This is a genomic window from Roseateles sp., assembly GCF_039595595.1.
GTDB lineage: Bacteria > Pseudomonadota > Gammaproteobacteria > Burkholderiales > Burkholderiaceae_C > Roseateles.
This window is the reverse complement of the sequence record NZ_JBCNLG010000004.1, coordinates 1-19,744: the sequence shown is the minus strand read 5'-3', so window position 1 is coordinate 19,744 and position 19,744 is coordinate 1. Positions and strand designations below refer to the sequence as shown.

Annotated in this window: 8 protein-coding genes; all 8 read right to left on the bottom strand. The window is 66.4% G+C overall.

The annotated features are described in order from the left end of the window. Window positions 1–2: 2 nt before the first annotated feature. The 8 genes from ABDW61_RS07105 to ABDW61_RS07070 all read right to left on the bottom strand — a co-directional run bounded on the left by ABDW61_RS07105 (window position 3) and on the right by ABDW61_RS07070 (window position 19,727). Complete coding sequence (locus tag ABDW61_RS07105; protein WP_343637622.1) at window positions 3–458, bottom strand: hypothetical protein; 456 nt, start codon at window positions 456–458, stop codon at window positions 3–5. 243 nt (window positions 459–701) lie between these two features. Continuing rightward, entirely contained in the window at window positions 702–1,019 is a 318-nt protein-coding gene (locus tag ABDW61_RS07100) for a DUF596 domain-containing protein (protein WP_343637620.1), read from the bottom strand. A gap of 22 nt (window positions 1,020–1,041) precedes the next feature. Beyond that, on the bottom strand, window positions 1,042–1,563 hold the full coding sequence (locus tag ABDW61_RS07095; protein ID WP_343637618.1) for a hypothetical protein: 522 nt from the start codon (window positions 1,561–1,563) through the stop codon (window positions 1,042–1,044). Then, the gene (locus tag ABDW61_RS07090) at window positions 1,517–2,011 is read right to left on the bottom strand and encodes a hypothetical protein (protein WP_343637616.1); all 495 of its coding nucleotides are present in this window, start codon (window positions 2,009–2,011) and stop codon (window positions 1,517–1,519) included. The genes ABDW61_RS07095 and ABDW61_RS07090 overlap by 47 nt, the downstream gene beginning before the upstream one ends. Further along, complete coding sequence (locus ABDW61_RS07085; protein WP_343637614.1) at window positions 2,011–2,268, bottom strand: hypothetical protein; 258 nt, start codon at window positions 2,266–2,268, stop codon at window positions 2,011–2,013. Before ABDW61_RS07085 ends, ABDW61_RS07090 begins: the two co-directional genes overlap by 1 nt. Before the next feature lie 183 nt (window positions 2,269–2,451). Next, window positions 2,452–3,249, bottom strand: coding sequence for a hypothetical protein (locus ABDW61_RS07080; protein ID WP_343637612.1), 798 nt, complete (start codon window positions 3,247–3,249; stop codon window positions 2,452–2,454). A 150-nt stretch (window positions 3,250–3,399) separates the two neighbouring features. Further along, on the bottom strand, window positions 3,400–3,792 hold the full coding sequence (locus ABDW61_RS07075) for a hypothetical protein (RefSeq protein WP_343637610.1): 393 nt from the start codon (window positions 3,790–3,792) through the stop codon (window positions 3,400–3,402). A 20-nt stretch (window positions 3,793–3,812) separates the two neighbouring features. Beyond that, window positions 3,813–19,727 (bottom strand): hemagglutinin repeat-containing protein, encoded by a 15,915-nt coding sequence (locus ABDW61_RS07070; RefSeq protein WP_343637608.1) that lies wholly within the window; start codon window positions 19,725–19,727, stop codon window positions 3,813–3,815. Between the last annotated feature and the right edge of the window lie 17 nt (window positions 19,728–19,744).

Genomic DNA, 19,744 nt, shown 5'->3' with positions numbered 1-19,744 from the left:
CCTTATGAAATCACGTACTCCGCGGCATTTTTGACAGCCGCACCGAGTTCATCGTCAGAAGCGTCCAGACAAAGTATTGCCAATTGGACCCATCTGGATAGCTCCATTTCGTACACCTCGAACTCGATCCGCCCACCCTCAAGAAGAACATTGAAGCTTGAAGAATATTTCCGAAACTGATTCTCGGACATTCCACCTCGATCCTCTTCGAGCGCCTTTCGGTAAGAGAGATAGGCCTGGCGCTCCTTCCACATTTGGGGAACGTAGTGGCCATCCTGCCGATCTGATATTCGCCGGCGCAATGCGGCCCCGATCTCCGCATCCGGTGAATCAATGGAGAACTTCTCGAACTTGCCATGACCAGCAGCAGTCCCCTGCGAGCACTTGGAGAAACTCAGCATAAGAAGGTTCGTCTTCTTGTAGACGAATACAAATGCACCTTGAAGTTTGGTGTTCATGGATTGCGAATAGCCCCCGAGATCCCATCACCTGTGCCTCCCGAGCTGAACACAACCTTGCCAATTCCGAGGTGCGCACAAGACGCGCATCATTAATTAGCGGCTCAAAACCCGGCGCCAACTGCCAAAATGTTCCGTGGCTTCCTCAGTAAAGCGATTGCACATGGGGTCGTGGACTCGTTCGGCGATTCAACCCCGACTTATCCTGGCGTTCAAACCTAATAGGTGAAAATACGCGTAGGCTCAACGTGCCTGCCAAAGAGAACCACCGGGACATTCTTCGCTGAAGAACCATAGTCCCCCATTCATTTCCTCGGCGCCCCTCGGGAATACCTTCATAAATGCGTCAATTTGTTGCTCAGCAGTTCCGGACATCGGCACCTTCGTATGCATGTGGATCAGTCTGATGTTTCCTTCACGAATCAATTTTTCGAGAATCATGAAGAAGAACTGTCGCTGCTCATCGAAGAAGTCACTTGCCTCTAAAGCGTAGTCCCATAGGGCGTCAAGCTCCATGCCTTCGATACCATCTCGTATATATTCAAATCGCTCGCGATTCATACAACCTCGCTTCTCCTGACGACTATGCTTCGTCAGGCCTAGATAGTTGGCTGAGCAATTTTTCGATCATCAACCTGACAGGAGGCGAGCCTTCAGCGGAAAGCCTCTTTAGCGCCTCTATTCTATTGAGAGGCAAGCAAGTCATGCCCTTCGACCGCAAGCTATCAGCAGCAGCAACAACCAAGTCTCCGGCGTCAGAATGAAGAAATTCAATGAGAATCTTGGTAGATATTTCGTGGTCGACAAGATCCAATATATGAGCGCACCTTATTCGCCATTCAACCGACCTTGCCGAACACGAATTTTCAAGCTCCGCCCAATCATCTTCGTCGAACTTGAAAAGAATGAGAGATGCGATCCCCATCCCTTCGTCATACCAATAGTCGATCAAGAACTCGAGCTTGAGATAGTCGTCCAATACTGAAAACAATCCGCCTCCTTGAGGCTCTCGCGAGTTCAGCGCCAAATCCTGCACCTGGGAGAATTCGCGAGAGAAATTAACTCTGAGGACGAATCCAAAACGGCGGACCGTCCAGAGCTTCATATTGCGCGAGGGGCCGCATCTTCTCCCAAACAAACCAAGTGACGTCCGACATCATGACTCGGATCGCCTGATACTCCCCAAAACCCTCAAGGAATAGACGCGCAGACTCGCTACAATGCTCGAACGCCTCAAAGTACTTTGAAAATGCCGCAGCAAGATTCGGGGACGACATATCGATGGCAGAAAGCACTTTTCCATCTTGTTGCCATTCGACCTGTGACAACGGCAGTCGCGCAAAGTCCTCTCGAACTCGACGCATCAAACCCGCTGTCTCAGCAATATCTCCCACACGCACGTATCGCTTGTAGAGGCGGTCGGTAATCAGTTCCCACCGAAGTCCATCCGCATCGCGCGCGGAAAATGCTTTGACACAATCGAAGAAGAGAACCACGTCGGAAACGGTGCCAACTTCAAAGATCGTGCACCCTCCAAAGATTCCCACATTCATTACTTCAACCCAAGCGCTTCGGGAAGTCCAAACACAAATTCCCTGCGAGCGGCATCGCCGTATTCGGCACTCACTTCTTTCAAACGCCGGATGAGCGCGCTCCTATCCGAATCGTTCATCTTCTTCAAGTCCCTTGCAAATTGCTCCATCACTTGAATTGCCGCGTCCGGGTCTAGCACGTCCTCCGCAGCATCTTCAAAAAAGATGGCGACATTTGCGATTGCCTTAGCGAGCTCTTTGGAAATGGAGTGGTTCATGGCTGGTCCGTCCTCGCTAATTTCTTGATGGCGAGCGATTCCAACCCTTCTTTGAGTGCATGCGTGCTCGTCAGCCCCAAGGCTGCCAGCGACCCGCATGCGCGCCAATGTTGTCCGGTTGCTGCGCGCACCGCCATCGTGCCGTCCAGGGCGCCCCGCCCGATGTTCCTCAAGAGGCCGGCATCAAGATTCCCTATAAATTGATTCGAAAATCAATCCCCAGTCCGGAAACGCCGGCGAATCTTGAATAAGTCTTTGCCGAATAAGAGCAAACTCTAGCCGATAGTTCGTATCAAACGAAGCGCCGTCGGCATAAATCTGATCTTTACCGTCAGGACGCCTAATCGTTTCGAAATATTCTTCGAAAAACTTCAGGTCTGCTGACTCGCCTTGGCCTTCCGGCGCCGCTCTTGAAGCAGCGAGGAGTACTTCAAACTGCCTCGAGAGAACATCGAATTTCCTCTTTACGGACAACAAGCGCCTTGCTCCATCCCAGTCCCCGCCGATCATTGCAAGTCTGACGGCATAAAGATATTGGCCCTGAATTATCTCATCGTTCCAGTACCTACCCTTATTAAGGAGCGCCGATTCAGAAATCTCGGATGCGCTCTTCTTCAGGTCTTCTTCCACAATAGACGACTGTTCGGCAATCGCCTTGGAGATAGCATACACAGCCCGTACCTCCCCTAGATTCCCTGGAAACGTCGGACTATTCATCCAGCCTTTAGATGAGTTTTCCGAAGAAATCTCAAAACGGGGGTCTTCCAAAGCTCGCTTGGAGGCATCAATCGCCCAATTTATATATTTTCCAAAAAACTCATGCGATCGATCGGCGAAGGCAATATAAATCGCACTTCCCAGATAACGTTGGCCGGGTCCTTCGGGAAATGCAAGCCGCTCCCATGTAGAGAATGGCCCACCTTTCTTTTCAATCGCCGCGACGGCTGCTCCGATGCCATCGCCCCTTTTTATATCAGCCATGACCAAGTCAAGCCAAATGTTTGATTCACCCATAACCAATCACTATCATTCGCCGGTCACAAATTCGAGTTCGCCGCCTGCACCAAGGTTATTCAGTTGCGGCACTCGCACGTTGACTGCACCGAACTGATTGCGGATACAACCAGCCGATCACTCTGGCGACTTCGTTTCAGCAAGCTTCCCTTCCAGCGCATTGGAGAACTCCGACAAAGTCATTTCTCCGCCTTCAGATACATATTGAGCGTCATCAATTATTACATTACCAAAAGCTTTCAAAATGGACAACGAAACAATAGCAGAAAAGATGTCACTGCCACGACTCTCTATAGAGCACGCGTATCGCAAATCGAAATTTAGACTGAGATCAGATGGCCATTCATAAACCCTGACCCAGCACCATTCCTCCTTCCCCACACCCTCTACATAAGTGACGAGACCACCCTTTCCATATGGGCGCAGAGATAATTTCGGGCTTTTTAGTCCCCGACGGGAAAACTCCTCCATCACAACAAGTTCAATTTCCGCATTGGAAATATCACGCATCAATGGTATTTGTGCATCTCTCATGGTTTTGGAGCTACCGAAATTGTAGTTCGAGTCAAAGTTATCCAGCCATCTGAAGCCTTAATAACAACATTCTTCACAACCCCTTCATTAAGAATGTTTGATATTGGAGTTCCAGGCACCACCCAATTAGACACATTTTTCGTAGTAACGCCAGCAGCCACCGCATCCACATACATGTCTCCGGCGACACCAGCCTTCGACATCTGATCGGCGCCCTTAACGATTCCACGCTGCACTGCAATCATTCCATTTCCGGTGACAGTCTTAAGACTCACAGGAACACCGTCCAAATGTCCGTCGATGCCGGGGGTATTCGACAACTCTTGTCCGACAAAGGTGCCTCCTTTAAGTTTGACGATATCCTCTGCCTGTGCGACTTCTTTCTGACTCATTGCGTTTGCAACCACATTCCCCGGCTTTGGCGGAGGGAGCAGTGCAGTGGGCGACGCATCGGTAAGGGCTCCTGATGGGTCGATCTTTCCAGCGTTCGCCAGCGACGGGTTTGTAGTCTCTGCGGCCGCGCTACCGGCGTTCTTGTTCCCGGAAGGGATTTCGAACTGAGGTTTTTGTCTAGTCTGCGCAACATACTGCCCACCAATCGCCGCCGTATACCCAAGCAGACCCAAGCCAATATCAGCCAAGCCGCCCGAAGTATCGCCATCTCGAATGGCCCCGATCCCCATGCCGATCTGGGTACTGCTCTGCGCGGCCTGAATCAACCGAGCCAGATTACCAACCGGACCTGCCAGAACCTCCAGCGCCGGAGTACCGATCGCCGCCTGCCCTTCGTGCACCGCGTTGACTCTCAGAATCGACTCCGCCTTCTGCGAAAGCGTCCATCCTGAATTCTCGAAACTCGCGTCCACACTCGGCTGCGGCCCGTACTTCACCAACTTCTGCGCCGCGTCCTTGCCGTTGCTCTGCGCATATTCCCCGAGATAGACCGCCAGCTGATTCACCTCGGCGTTGGACATCGGCGTGCCGGAACGATACATCTTGAGCAGACGATCGCTCTCCACGTCCATGGCCTTCAGCGTCTGCTGAACCTGGGCCGCGTCGAGAAGGCCGCTCGTCGGATTCAGCAGCCTGCTAGCCCAGTTCTTGCTCTCGTCTTCATCGAGCACCTTGAGCGCCTGGCGCTTCTTCAGGTAGTTCGGATCGGACAGGAAGTTGTTGTCCGTCGCATTGAAGCCCGTGGAAGCTCCTTCAGCACCGCCAACGGCCACGCCAATGGCCGTGCCCGCCGCCAGCATCAGCGACTGCTTCACCTCCAGCGGGAGATCGCTGTCCCTGATCTTTTCCGCGAGCGCCGGGACAGCCGCTTGGCTGGCCACGCCGCCCAGCGCCGCGTCGACGCCACCGCTCAGCCCGCCGATCACGCCGTGCATGGCCACGCGATAAGCGCCGCCTTCATCCCACTTCTGCGACTCCGCCCAGAGCTTCTCCGCCTTCGCCTTGTCTCCCGAAGTCGCGGCCTGGACTGCCTCCGCACGAAGCCCGTCTCTCTTCTCCGTCGCGTAATCAGCGCCCCGCTTGGCCGCCTCCGCCCCGAACTCCGCAAAGATCTGCGCGTTGACCTTCACCTGCTGCTCGAGCTTCTGCCCATCCCAGCCCTGCGCGAGCTTGCCCGCCGTCGCATCGTTCGTTGCGCCGCGATCGAGCTTCTCCAGCTCCGCTTGGCTCGCCGCATCCCCACTCGTGATCGTCGTGCTGCCCGCACTGATCGTGCTTCTGGTCGTGCTGCGGTCGTCGCCGCTGTCCTTGTACGCACCGGCCATCCCGCCGCTCGTGCTCACGCTGACGGTCACCGCGCTGGCGCTGTACTGACTGCGGTTGTCGATGTCGCTCGTCGTCAGCGTGCCCGTGCTGAAGCTGTTCTTGCCCGCGTCGATCGCCCCCTGGCTGCTCGTGATGGCACCGCCCTTGAGGTCGGTGTTGCCCTTCACGCTGACCTGGAAGCCACCGTCACCGGCTCGAATCCCGGCCTGCGTGCCCACCGCGGCGTAATCCGCCGAGACCTTCGAGTTGCTGTACGACGCGCTCGCCGCGCTGACCCCCGTGAGGTTGAAGGTGCCACTGGCGCTCGCGCTCATGCTCTTCGAAGCGAAGGTCGCCGTGTCCTGCAAGCTCTCGATGTTCAGCTTGCCGCCAATGTCCGCCTTGACCGTCGGAGCAGCCACGACGGATCCCTTGAGCGTCGTATCGCCGCCCGAGATCATCGTCACGCTGCTGCCGCCCTTGACCTCGCTGGCGGTGAAGCTCGTGTCGACGCCATCCGAGTTGCCCTTGGACACGCTGCCGCTGACCGTCACGCCCCAGCTGTTCTGCTTGCCGATCGTGAAGCCGATGCCAACCGACGCGCTTGAGCTCTGGTTGTTGCTGTGCTGCTCGCTGCTGTTGTTGGCGGCCAGCAGGTTGATGGCGTTGTCGGCCTTGATGAGGATGTCGTTGCCCGCAATCGAGCTGCCCTGCACCGTGACGTTGGAGTCCTTGTCCGCGCCGGTGGCGATGAGGCTCAGCTTGCCGTCCGCCAGCACCGAACTGCCCGCGGCCTGATTCGCCGTGTTGGTCTGCTTGCTCGAGCTCTGCGTGCTGCCGATCGAGATGCTGACGCTGACGTTGCCCTTGACGCCCTCCTCGTCCAGCGCCTTCACGGTCTTGGCGATCTCTTCTTGCGCCCTCATGGCCTTGGAGATCGCAGTCGCCGCGGCCAGCGCCTTCATCCGGTCGTCCTGCGTTTGCGTGACGTGCTCGCCTGCCTTCACAGCCTCCATCGCGGTCGACAAGCCTCCAACGCTCAGCGACACCGACAGACCACTCTGCTTGAACTTCGTCTCCGTGTCCTGCGCTGACTGGTTGCGTGCTTCGAGGATGTCGATGGACTTGCCCTGGATCGACACGTCGCCCTTGGGCGCTTGCACCTCCGAGCCGACCTGGCGGTACTTGCCGCCGGCCAGGATGTCCACGTCGCCGCTCACGCTGGCCACGGTCGAGCCTTGGTTGGTCTCCTGCGTGGTCTTCGTCGCCTGCGACACCGCCTGCTTGCCGATCGTGATGCCAATGCCGCCACCGCCCAGCAGGCCCGACTTCACGGTCTTCTTGAACTGCTCCGTGTTCACCGAGTTGGTGACGCCGTCGATCGTGATGTCGCGATCCGCGAGGAGCTTGGTGCCGTTGTCCGACACGGCTTGGGCAGCTTCGAGGTTGATGTCTCGGCCCGCCACGATGTTGACCTCATCGCCAGACACCGTCGTACCCACGGCCGTGGTCGTATCCGTCTTGTTGTACGTCGTGACGGTCTTCTTCTTGAACAGGCTCTTCTTGGTCTTCTGGGTCATCTCCTCGACGACCTTGTTGGCCTCGCCCGCGAGCAGCTCCACATCCCGCGTCGCATTGAGCGTCACCGCCCCTTGCGCGCTGGCGATCTGCGCCGCGGTGGCGCTCAGGTCCTGATCCGCCTTGAGCACGATCGCGCCTTCGGCCTTGACCTCCGTGCCCACGTCCTGGCTCTGGTGCTCCTTCTTGTAGTTGGTGGCGTTCCAGATCTGCTCTCGTGAACTCGATGTCTGCACCGTGCTCAGCGTGAGGTCACGCCCTGCGCTCACGAGCACGCCGCCGTCCTTCCCCGCGCCATCGGCACCGCCTTGCGTGATCTGCACGGCCTGCAGTTGCACGTCGCGATCCGCCTTCACCAGCATCACGCCGCCCGCCGTCAGCGACGCGACCTGATCCAGCACCGTCGCCCGGGTGGCCACATTGCCCTTGATCTTTGCGCCGCTGGCCGTGGTGCTCTCCATGACGATGTCGCGCCCCGCCGACAGACTCATGTCGCCGGTAGCCGCGAGTTGTCCGCCGATGTTGCGCAGGTCCTCGCGCGCCGTCAGCGCCAGCGTCGTGGCGCGCATGTCTCCCGTGTTGGAGATGTTCTGCGCCTGGATGTTCACCGCGCCGCCGCGCACGCTGCCGCCGTTGTCGAAGTTGCCGCTGAGGGCCATCTCCACGCGGCCACCCGCGATGAGCGAGCCGCTCGGCAGCAGATCGCCTTCGCGCGGCACCAGATACACCTGCGGCACGAGCACGCGCTGCACGGTGCCGTCGGCCAGCGTCACCTCCTGCTCCACCAGCCACACGAGGTCACTCGTGAGCTGCGTCATCTGCTCGGCCGTTAGCGCGATGCCCGGCACCAGCTGATGCGCCTTGGCGAAGGTCGCGCCGTTGGTGAGCAGCGCGCGGTACATCGACTCGTCGTCCGCGTAGCCCGACAGATAGCCGGTGCCGGTGAGCTGTCCGATCTGCTCACGCACCAGGCGCTGCTCGTAGAAGCCGTCGCCCAGGCGCTTCTGCGTCACGGTGGGATCGAGCGCCATCTGCTGCAGCAGGAAGTCGCTGGAGAGCCAGTCGCGGTAGTTGGCGAAGCGCGGGTCCGTCTCGACGAGGTACTTCGAGCCGGGCTCGCTGTGCACCTTGAACAGGCTGTTGGCCGGCAGCGTGAGGTTGGGCTTCACGCCGAACAGGCGCCCCCCGACGCTGAGCCCGGCGACCTTCAGCGCTGCGCTCTGCGCCGAGCCCGGCCCGTTCGTCGAGCCCGCCTGTGTCGTCACCTTGCCGATCTGCGTCGTGGCCTTGTCGGCCTGCGCAGATGCATCGACCTGCGCGGCGGCTGCAGCCCTTGCGCGTTGGAGCACACCGGCAATGCCGCTGCGAGCCGTGCCTTGAACTTGCTGCGTGGTGCCGTTGCCCTGCGCCGACTCGATCGCCCCATCGCGGAACTGCGTCGTCACGCGCGCGCCTTGCAGGTCCTGCACCGAGCCCATCTGCACCGCGTCGCCATCGCGCTCGTGGCCAATCAGCAGTTGCACTTGCCCCCCCGCATCACCGGCCTGCGCGGCAGCGATGGCGCGCTCGGTCGCTGTCGCGCCGCTGCGCTGAGTTGCCTGCAACGCACCGGCACCTGCGGCGCCGTTGCCCGTCGCGACTGCCTTCGACGCGATCGCTCCGCCGACGCGCACCTGAGCGTTTCCTTGCGCGTTCGTCTGCGCGGCATCACCAGCTTGCGTGCGGCGCACCGCGCGCTCGATGAAGGCCCTCAAGCCGAGTCCACCGCTCGCATTGGCGGCCGCGCCGCCCTGCGCCTGCTGCGCCGACGCTCCGCCACCCGTGCTCACCGCGCCAGCGCCTTGACGCCCGCCCGGCGCCTGCGACACCTGCCCCACTGCCGGCGCTCCTCCCGCCAGCGACAGATTCACCGTATGCGCCACGCCTTGCGCGTCCGTGGCCGTCACGGTATGCGGCACATTCGTGACCTGCCCGCCGGTGATGGCCACGCCGGTCATCCCGACCACCTGGCTCATGTCGTTGTTGATCGTGCCCGCACCGATGCTCAGCGTGCCGCCCACGATGATCTTGCCCGCCAGCGACTGCGTCAGCGGCGAGCCGGCCTCGCCGTCCACCGCTGTCGACGTGTGGGACACGATGATCCGGTTCGGATACGAGCGCTCGAAGTCGGCCAGCGCCTGCTGCTCCGTGCGGCCGTTGAGATCAATCTCCGTGTCGTTGATGTCGGCGTTCTTGCCCTCCTTGTACTGAATCATCAGCGTGCCTTCCGTGCCGCCGCCGCTCGAGTACTGGCCCCACATCAGGTACGGATTGACGTTGTCGATCCGATTGGCCGTCAGCGTCAGATTGCCGCGTCCCTCGATCGTGGCGCCGCTGTTGAGCAGCGTGTCGCCGGAGATCGTCATGTCCCCGCCCGCTCGGATGAACGCCTTGGACGCCAGTTCCCCCTGCCCCGCGCCCTGCCCCGTGCCCACGCCCTGCAGCACCGTCCGGTTCACGATGCCGCCCGTCATCTGCAGCGCGAGCCCCCGAGTGGCCTCGATGGTCGAGTTCTCGTTGAGCAGACTCGCGCCCGCGAGCCTCAGGTCCCCGTCCGCGAAGATCAGCGCCCCGTCCGTGTTGGACACCTCGCGCGTGAGCTGCGCATCCACCGAGCGCCGCCCCGCGATCACCGCCGCCACGCCGCTCTCCGCGCCGTTCACGAGCGCGCCGCCGTCGATGACCACGTCCCCGCCGTAGATCCGACCCGTGCCCACGTTGACCAGCCGGTCCGCGCTCAGCAGCACGCCGTCGCCATCGATGAGGCCGCGGTTGGTGATCTGCCCGGCCGCGGTGAGCAGCGTGTTCACGCCGCTGAGCTCGCCGCTGGCCGCGTTGTCGATGTTCTGAGCCGAGATCGACAGCGTCCCGCCGCTGCGCAGCGTGCCCTGGTTGGCGAAGTTGCCCGAGACATCGAGCACCATGTCGCCCGCCGACTGGAACTGGCTGCCCGCGCCGTAGACGAAGTCGCCCACGAGCTTGACGCTCATGCCCGCGCCGCTGCTGATCTGCCCGCCGACGCCGCCAGCGAGCTCGCGCAGGTTCAGCCCCATCGCGCTGCCCGACCAGATGCGCCCGCCCGCGTTGTTCAGCGACAGCGCCGACACCGTCGCCCCATCCCCGATCGTCTGCGCGCCCGACGCGCCCAGCGCACCGCCCGCGTTGTTGAGCGACTGCGTGATCGTGAGTCCAAGCCCGCCGCTGGCCAGCACCTGGCCGCCGACGTTGTCCAGCTGCTGCGCTCGCACGTTGACCGCGCCGCCCTGGATGCCCTGGCCGGCGCCGCTGGTGTTCGTGTTGTCGATGCGGCCCGCGGCCGTGAGGGTCAGCGCGCTGCCGCCGTAGATCAGCCCGCCCTGGTTGAGCACCTGCTGCGCCGACGCGTCCAGCGTCTGCGCGCCAATCAGCCGTCCGCCCTGGTTGTCCAGCGTGCCGCTCACCGACACCGTCAGCGCCGAGGCCGACAGCTCCGCGCGGTTGACCAGTTGGCCCAGGTTCACCTGCGCCGACGTGCCGGCGCTGATGCCCTGCTCGTTGGTCAGCGTGCCGGCGTTCAGCGTCATCGCGCCCTGCGCTCGGATGCCCGTGGGCGTCGTCACCGAGCCATCGCGCGTGTTGTTCAGCGCCGCGCCATGCGTCTGCACCGACAGGCCGCCGCCCGATTGCAGCAAACCGCCGCGGTTCTCCAGCGTGCCGCTGTCCACCGTCAGCGACTGCGTCGCGAGCAGCCGGCCGCCGCTGTTGTCCAGCGTCTGCCCGCGCGCGTCGATCACGACCATCGCGCCCGAGACCTCGCCCCGCGCGTTGATCAGCGATGCCGAGCCCAGATCCGCCGTCTGCCCGGCCTGGATCGCGCCGGCCGTGTTGTCGATCGCGCCCTGCGCGCGCAACGTCACGCCGCCTTGCAAGCTCGAGATCCGGCCCTGCTGGTTGCCCAGCGTCGCCGCGCTCAGCGACACGCCCTGCTGCGCGAGCAGCGTGCCGCCCGCGTTCTGCAGCGCGCCGCCCGTGGTCACGCTCAGCGTGCCGTCGCTGCCAGCCCAGCCGCCACGGTTGTCGACATTGCCCGCGTTCAGCGTCATCGCCGCGCCGCTGCGCAGGCGGCCGCCCTGGTTGTCGAGCGTGCCGCCGATCGTGGCCTGCAGCGTCGAGTCGCTTTGCATCAGGCCGTTGCCGCCGTTGAGCAGGCTCGCGCCGCGCACGTCGAGCGCGCCTGCGCTGGCGACCGTGCCGCCGCGGTTGTCGATGCCGCCCGTGAGGTTGAGCAGCGCCCCGCCATTGCTGACGAGGTTGCCGCCACGGTTGTCGAGGCTGCTGCCCGACACCGTCACGCCCGTGCCCTGCGTCTGCGCGCTGACCAGCGTCACCGCGCCGGTCGCGGCGATCGTCACCGCGCCGCTCGCGAGGATCTGGCCCGAGCTGCCATCCAGCGAGCCCGTCGTGACCGTCAGCGGACCGCTGCCCGCCGCCATCAGCGTGCCCCGCACGTTGTCCACCGACTGCGCCTGCAGACGCAGACCGGTGCCGGCCGCCTGGATGCGGCCATCGGTGTTGAGCAGCTGGTTGTTGATCGTCGCGGTCAGCGCGCCGGCCGCGCCGGTCTGCGTCAGCGAGCCGCCGACATTGCGCCAGTCCGTCGCCGTGATGCCGACGTTGGCGCCGCTCAGCGTCGCCGCGTCCGTCGACAGCAGACCCGCGCTCGCGAGCATCAAGTCACCAGCGCCCGCGACGATGGCGCGGTCCAGGCGCAGCGCACCCAGGCCCGAAACGCCCGTCGAGCTCATCGACACCGATGCCGCCTGCAGACGGCTGTCCTGCAGTTGCAGATCGCCGCCGCGCAGCGTCATCGCGCCCGCGGCCAGCATCGATCCGGCCGATTGCAGCGTGCCCGTCGTGCGGACCGTCAGGTCGCCTTGAGCGCCCAGCGAGTTGTCCGGACGCAGGCCCGCGGCCAGCGTGCCGGCGCCAGCCAGCGCGGGTGCGTCCACAGTCAGCGCGCCCTGCGCGCCGATCAGGCCGTTGTTGGTGAGCGTCTGACCCGCGCTCACCGTCGCGCTGCCTTGCGCGTAGACGTTGCCGCTGTTGGTCAGCGCGCCGGTCGTCGTCAGCCGCGTGTCCGCGCCCGATTGCAGCGAGCCCGCGTTCGTCACCTGGCTCGCGCCGATCGTCAGCGCGGTCTGCGCGTTGATCAGGCCCTGCGCGCCGTTGGTCAGCGTGCCCAGCGTCAGGTCGACAGCACGAGCGCCGAGTTGGCCGCCAGTGTTGTCCAGCGACGCTGCCTGCGCGCGCAGATCACCGCCCGCGCCCATCGCGCCGCCGGTGTTGTCGATCGCGCCAGCGACGCGCAGCTGCGCATCGCCGCCGCTCAGCAGCTGGCCGCCTTGATGACGCAGGCTGTCCGCGTGCAGCGTCACCGTGCCGCCCTGCGTCTTCGCCTGGCTCAGATCGACCGCACCCGTCGCCGTCAGCGTCACCGCGTGCGCGCCGAGGATCTCGCCGCTCGCGCCGCTCAGCGTGCCGGTCGTGAGGCTCAGCCCCTGCGCGCCCGCATGCACCAGACGGCCGCTCGTGTTGTCGATCGAACCCGCATTCACCGTCAGCGCGCGGCCCGCCGCGGCGATCTCGCCGCGCGTGTTGTCCAGCGCGCCCTGCAGCGTCGCGCTCAGCGCGCCGGCCTGGCCGGTCTGCGTGACCACCCCATCGACGTTGGACCAGCGCTGCGCCGTCACCGACAGCGTGTCGCCCGAGATCGACGCCGCGCCCGTGTCCATCGCGCCCGCCGCCGACATCGTCAGCGCCCCCGACGACGCCAGCGTCGCGCGGTTCAGACGCAGGTCGCCGGTGCTGGCCGTCAGGTCCGCGCGCTGCGCCTGCAACTTCGCGTCCTGCAACTGCAGCGTCGTGCCCGACAGCGTCATCGCGCCTGCGGCCACGGTCTGGCCGCTCTGCTGCAGCGCGCCGCTCGTGCGCAGCGTCAGGTCGCCCTGCGTGCCGAGCGTGTTGTCCGGCTTCAAGCCCGCGACGAAGCCGCCGCTGCTCGCGATGCTCGCCGCCTGCACCGACAGCGCGCCCTGCGCCGCCAGCATGCCGCTGTTCGTCAACGCGCCCTCGGCGGTGATCGTCAGCGGACCGCGCGCGTACGCGCTGCCGGTGTTGCCGAGGGCGCCATGCGCCGTCAGGTCCATCGCCGCCTGCGACTGCAGGCTGCCGGCGTTGTCGAGCTGACCGGCTTCGATCGTCAGCGCCTGCGCCGAAGCGATCAGGCCCTGGCCGCCGTTGAGCAGCCGGCCCGTCGTGCTCAGGCCGACCGCGCGGCCGCCGAGCTGGCCATCCGTGTTGTCCAGCGAAGCCGCGACGATGCGCAGGTCCTCGCTCGTCTGGATCAGGCCGCGCGTGTTGTCCATCGCGCCACCGACGGTGAAGGCCGTGCCGGTCTGGCTCAGCAGCTTGGCGTCGCGATGGCTGAGGCTGCCCGCGTTCACCGTGATGTCGCGCGCCTGCGTCAGCGCGCCATCCAGCGTCAGCGCGCCCGGCGTCTGGATCGCCAGCGCGCCCTTGCCCAGGATCTCGCCGCCGGTGCCGTCGAGCTGCTGCGCGCTCAGCGTCAGCGTGCCGGTGCCTGCATGCAGCAGCGTGCCTTGGCGGTTGTCGATGCGCACCGCGGCGAGCGTCACGTCCGCCGCGTTGGCCGCGATCGAGCCGCCCTGGTTGATCAGCGACTGCGCCACCGAGACGCGCAGCTCGCCATCCGCCGCGCTCTGCGCGAGATCGCCGCCGGCGTTGCGCCAGTCGGTCGCCGTGATCGACACCGAGCCCGCGCCCAGCGTCGCGCCGGAGCTGTCCAGCGCATTCGCCGCGGACAAGGTCAGGCGCTCGCCGCCAGCCACGGTCGCGCGGTCCAGGCGCGCGTCGCCGGCCAGCGCCGTCATCGTCACGCGCTGTGCCTGCACGCGGCTGTCCTGCAGCGCGAGCCCGGCGCCACTCATCGTCAGCCCGCCGCCCGCGAGCGCGGTGCCGCTCTGCTGCAGTTGACCGCTCGCGGTCAGCATCAGGTCGCCGCGCGTGGCGAGCGTGTTGTCGGCATTCAGGCCAGCGGCGAAGGCGCCGCTGCTGGCGATCTCGCGCGCCTGCGCGATGAGCGCGCCCTGCGCCGTCACCGTGCCGGTGTTGACCAGCGTGTCGGCGTTCAGCGTGCCATCGCCCTGAGCGCGAACGGTGCCGCTGTTGCGCAATGCACCGCTCGCGCGCAGGTCGAGATCGCCGCCCGCCTGCATCGAGCCCGCGTTGCTCAGGCTCGCCACGTCCGCCGAAAGCTTCCCGCGCGCCGCGATCAGGCCAAGGCCCGCGTTGTCGATCGTGCCGCCCTTGAGCGTCACATCCACCGCGCCGAGCTGGCCATCGCGGTTCGTCAGCGTGCCGGCATCGATCGTCAGGCTGCTCGCGCCATGCACCAGGCCGCCGGTGTTGTCGAGCTCGCCGCCAACGGTCAGCGCCGCCGAGCTCTGCCCGAGCAGCTCGCCGCCGCGCAGCTTGAAATTGGCCGCGTGGACCGTCACGCGGTCGCCTTGCGCCGTCGCGCCGCTCAAGTCGGCATCACCCGCGATGTTCAGCGCCAGCGCGCCGTTGCCGGCGATCGTGCTGTTGACGCCATTCAGCGTCGTCGCATCCAGACGCAGCGTGCCGCCCGTCGCGCCCGCATGAATGATCTGACCCGAGCCGTTCTCGATGCGGTCCGCCGACAGCGTCAGCGCCGTGCCATTGCCCGCGATGCGCCCGCCCTGGTTGTCCAGAACCCCGCTCAGCGTGGCCGTGAACTGGCCCGCAGCATCCGTCTGACCGATCTGGCCGCCGGCATTGCGCCAATCGACCGCGGTGATGGCGACGCTGGCGCCGCTCATGCGCGCGCCCTCGGTGTTCAGCGTGCCGCTGCTGCGCAGCTCGAGCAGATCACGCACCGACAGCAGCGCGCGGTCCAGGCGCAGCTCGCCGCCACGCGCGTTCAGCGCGATCGACGCAGCCGTGGTCTGGCTGTCCTGCAGCAGCAGCGACGCGCCCTCGAGCGTCGCGCGGCCCACCGCCTGCGCCGTGCCCGAGTGCTGCAGCGCCTGCGCCGCGGATAGCGTCAGCTCGCCCTGCGCCGCCGGCGTGGTATCCGGCTTCATGCCGGCGGCGAAGGCGCCGCTGCTGGCGATGCTGTCCGCCCGCACGGTCAGGTCGCCCTGCGCCGCGATCAGGCCGGTGTGCGTGAGCGCGCCGCCCGCCGTCACCGTCATCGCGCCCTGCGCGTAGAAGCTGCCGGAGTTGTCGAGCGCGCCGCTCACGCGCACCGCGGCATCGCCCTGGCTGAGCAGCTGGCCATCGCGATGGCTGAGGCTGCCCGCGTCGAGCGTGATCGTCCGGCCTTGCGTCTGCGCGCGATCCAGCGTCGCCGCGCCGCTCACGGTCAGCGCGAGGTCGCCGCTGCTGGCGACGCGGCCATCCGCGCCCGACAGCGAGGCCGCCGAGATCGTCAGCGTGTCCGAGCCGGCATGCGTGATCGCGCCGCCGCGGTTGTCAAGCTGGCCGGCGTTCAGCGTGGCCGCTTGAGCGTTCGCGCCGATGCGGCCGCCCTGGTTGTCGAGCAGTCCGGCCACATCGACGCGCATCGCGCCCGCTGCGCCGGTCTGCGCGAGCGTGCCGCCCGCGTTGTGCCAATCGGCGGCCGCGATCGAGACGGAGTCGCCGCTCAGCGTCGAACCCGCCGCGTCCAGCGCGCCCGAAGCCGACAGCGCCAGCTGCCGCGTCGCCGCGACCGTCGCCTGATCGAGCGCGAGGCCGCCCGCCAGCGCCTGCAGCGACACCGATCCCGCCTGCGTCTTGCTGCCCTGGAGCGCGACGCTGTCAGCGCTGAACGTCATCGCGCCGCCCGCCACGGAGGTGCCGCTCTGACGCAGCTGCTGCGCGGTGATCGTCAGGTCACCGCGATCGCCGACGGTGTTGTCGGCCTGGAGCCCCGCCGCGAAGCTGCCGCTGCTGGTCAGCGTGCCGGCCGTGACGCGGGTGTTGCCGCTCGCCGCCACGGTGCCGGTGTGATCGAAGGCGCCCGCATCCACGCGGGCATCGCCCTTCGCGGTGATCAGGCCGGCATTCGTCAGCGCGGCGCGAGCCGTCACGTCGACGTCGCCCGCGGCTTGCAACTGGCCCGCGTTGTCGAGGCGGTCCGCGGTCACCGTCAGGCCCGCGCCCGACGCCACGAGGCCCTGACCCGCGTTGTCGATCGCGCCGGCGCGCAACGTGACCGCCGCGCCGCCGATCTGGCCGTCGCGGTTGGTCAGCGTCGCCGCCTGCAGCGTCACCGGGCCGCCGCCCTGCACCAGACCGCTCGTGTTGTCGAGCGCCTGCGCGGCCGTGAGATCGACCGCGCCCTTCGCCACCAGTTGCGCGTTCTGCAGCGACAGGCTGGCGGCATGCACCGTGATGCGGTCAGCTTGCGTCTGCGCCAGGCTCAGGTCGGCGGCGCCGCTCGTGGTCAGCGTCAGCGCGCCGTTGCCGAGGATCTCGCCCCGCGCGCCGGCCAGCGTGCCGGCGTCGATGCGCAGTTCACCGGTGGCGGCGCCCGCGTGGACGATGTGCCCGGCGGTGTTGTCGAGCTGCTGCGCCGACAGCGTCAGCGCCGCGCCGTTGGCGGTGATGCGGCCGCCGCGGTTGTCGAGCTCGCCCGCCACGGTCGCCGTGAGGCGTCCGGCCGTGTCGATCTGCGAGAGCTCGCCGCCGGCGTGACGCCAGTCGGCCGCCGTCAAGGTCACCGAGCCGCCGCTGAGCTGCGCGTTCTCGGAGACGATGGCGCCGGTCGCGCCCAGGTCGAGCGCGCCCGCCGACGCCATGGCCGCGCGATCGAGGCGCAAGTCGCCGGCGTTCGCGCGCGCGGTGACGCTCGCGGCCTGTGTGCGGCCGCCTTGCAGCTGCAGCTCGGCGCCTTCGAGGCGCGCGGCGCCGCCGGCCAGCGTCACGCCGCTGTGCTTCAGAAGGCCATCGGCCTTCAGCGACAGGTCGCCCGTGGTGCCGACGCTGTTGTCCGTCTGCAGTCCCGCGGCGAAGGCGCCGCTGCTGTCGATGGCGCCGGCGTGCACGCCCAGCGCGCCACCCGCGGCCAGGGTGCCGCCATGCGTCAGCGTCCGCGCGTCGATCGACGCCGCGCCCGCCGCGCGGATCACGCCGGCGTTGGTCAGCGCGTCGGCGCGGACGCTCAAGTCGCGCGAGGCCGCGATCAGGCCGCCGCCGGTGTTGTCGAGCTGCTGCGCGCGCAGGTCGACGCCGCGGCCGCTCAGCTCGCCGTCGCGGTTGTCGAGCTGGCGCGCCTCGACCCGCAGGTCGCCGCTGCTCGACAGCGTGCCGCCCGCGTTGGCGAGCGACTGCACGGTCATCGTCATGGCCTCGCCGGCGGTCGAGAGGCGGCCGCCGGTGTTGTCGACGCCCTGCGCCGTCAGCGTGACGCTGCGGGCGTTCGTCTGGATCTGGCCCTGACGGTTGTCGAGCTGACCGCTCAGCGCGACGTTCCAGTCGCCGGTGCCGCTCATCGCGAGCAGGCCGCCGGCATGGCGCCAGTTCTGCGCTTGCAGCGTCAGCGACGAGGCGCTCATCCGCGCGCCTTCCGTGACCAGGTCGCTGGCCGTGCTGAGGCGCAGCGCGTTGGAGGCTTGCAGCTGCGCGCTGGCCAGGTCGATGCCGGCGGCGTCGAAGGCGGCGTCGACGGCCAGCAGTTGACCGCGCAGCGAGAGTGCCGAGCCCGCGGACATCGCCAGCGCGCCCTGCGCGCCGACGCGGCCGTCGATGCCCAGGCCGGCGGCGACGGTCGCGGCGCTGCTCGTCTGCAGGCGCCCGGCGGCGCTCGCGTTCAGGTCGCGTTGAGCGGCGAGCAGGCCGCTCACGCTGAGATCGCCGCCCGACGTGGCGCTCACGTTGCCGCCATAGATCGAGCCGCCGAGCACGGCGCCGTCACGCGCGGCGAGGGTGAGCGCGCCGCTGGCGCGCACCTGCGCGTCGGAGGCGATGGAGGCGGCGTCGACGGACAGGCCATTGCCGGCGGACAGCCGCGCGCTCGCGTCCTGGCGCAGCGCGCCCTGCAGCTTCAGCGTGACGTCCTGGCCATCGATCGAAGCGCCCTGCTCCTGCACCAGCGAGCGCGCTTCCACGGAGATGCCATCGCGCGCGGCGATTGCGCCGGCGGTGTTGACCACGTCGGCCTGGCCCTGGATGACGATGCCGCCCGCGGCGGCGTGCAACTCGCCGCGATCGTTGCGCAGCTCGGTGCCGGCTTGTAGCGTCACGCCGCCATCGGCGGCGACGCGCGCGTCGCGGTTGTCGATGCGGTCGGCGCTCAGCATCGCAGCGCCGGCCGAGCGCAGGGAGGCGCGTTGCTGGCTCAGCGTCCCGTCGGCCTTCAGCGAGATCGACAGCGCCTGGACATCGGCACCATCGAGCGTGAGCTGGGCCGAGCGCGCCGACAGCGCGCCGTTGGACCACAGCGTCGCGCCGGTGAGCGTGAGCACGCGGGCGTCGAGCGTGAGGCCGCCTGTGCCGTACTGCTCGAGGCTCGCGCCGACGCCGCTGAAGGCATCGGCCACGATGGAGAGCGCGGCGCCGTTGCTCGCGAGGCGGGCGCCGTCGGCGGTGATGGTGGGGGCTTGCAGGGAGATGCCGTCGGCGGCGAGCAGTTGACCCAGCTGCGTCGCCGACTGCGAGGCGGTCAGCGACAGGCTGCCGGCTCCGAGGACGATCGCGCCGTCCGAGTTCATGCCGGCGACCGTCACGCTGCCGGCTTCTCCGCTCAGTTGCGGCGCCTTGGCGTCGACGCTGCCGCGCGAAGCGAGCCATCCGGCGTTGCGCACGCCGGTGTTGGACTGCACCGTCAGCGACGGCGTGCCGTTGGCGTCGGCTTCCTGCGCGTAGAGGGTGCCGGTGTTGTCGAGCCAGCCATCGGCGCGCAGCGTCAACTGCCCACCGACGATCTGACCGGCCTGGCGCACGCCAAGACCCGCTTCGGTGCCGACGAGCGTGATGCGCTGCGCGTAGATGCCGCCCAGCGCCGTGCTGTCGAGCGCGTAGCGCGGGCGCTCGCCGGTTGGCGTCAGCGCTTCACCGGCGCCATTGCCCGCGCCTGCGCCTTCGACCGTCATCACCTGCGTGCCGGTCTGAATGCGCGCGTCCTTGGCCCACAAGCCGGCGTTGAGCTCGACCGCTCGCGCCAGCAGCGCGGTGTAGTCCGTCTGCGAGCCGTCCAGCCCTTGTCCATCGATGCGAATGAGCCCGCCCTGCACGCCGTACCCGGCGATGCTGCCGTCAGCGTTGAAGCGCGGCGTGCCCGTCGTCAGCACCGCGGCGCTGGCGTTGATGAAGCCGCCGCCATCGACCTGGATCCCGGACGGGTTGGCGATGATCACCTCGGCTCGCTGTCCCGCGACTTCCACGTAGCCCTTGAGCTGGCTGGGCGCGCTGCTGTTGACCTCGTTGAGGATCACGCGCGCGCTGCCACGCGCCAGCCAGGGGTTGCCCTGCACGAAGCCGCCCAGCTGCG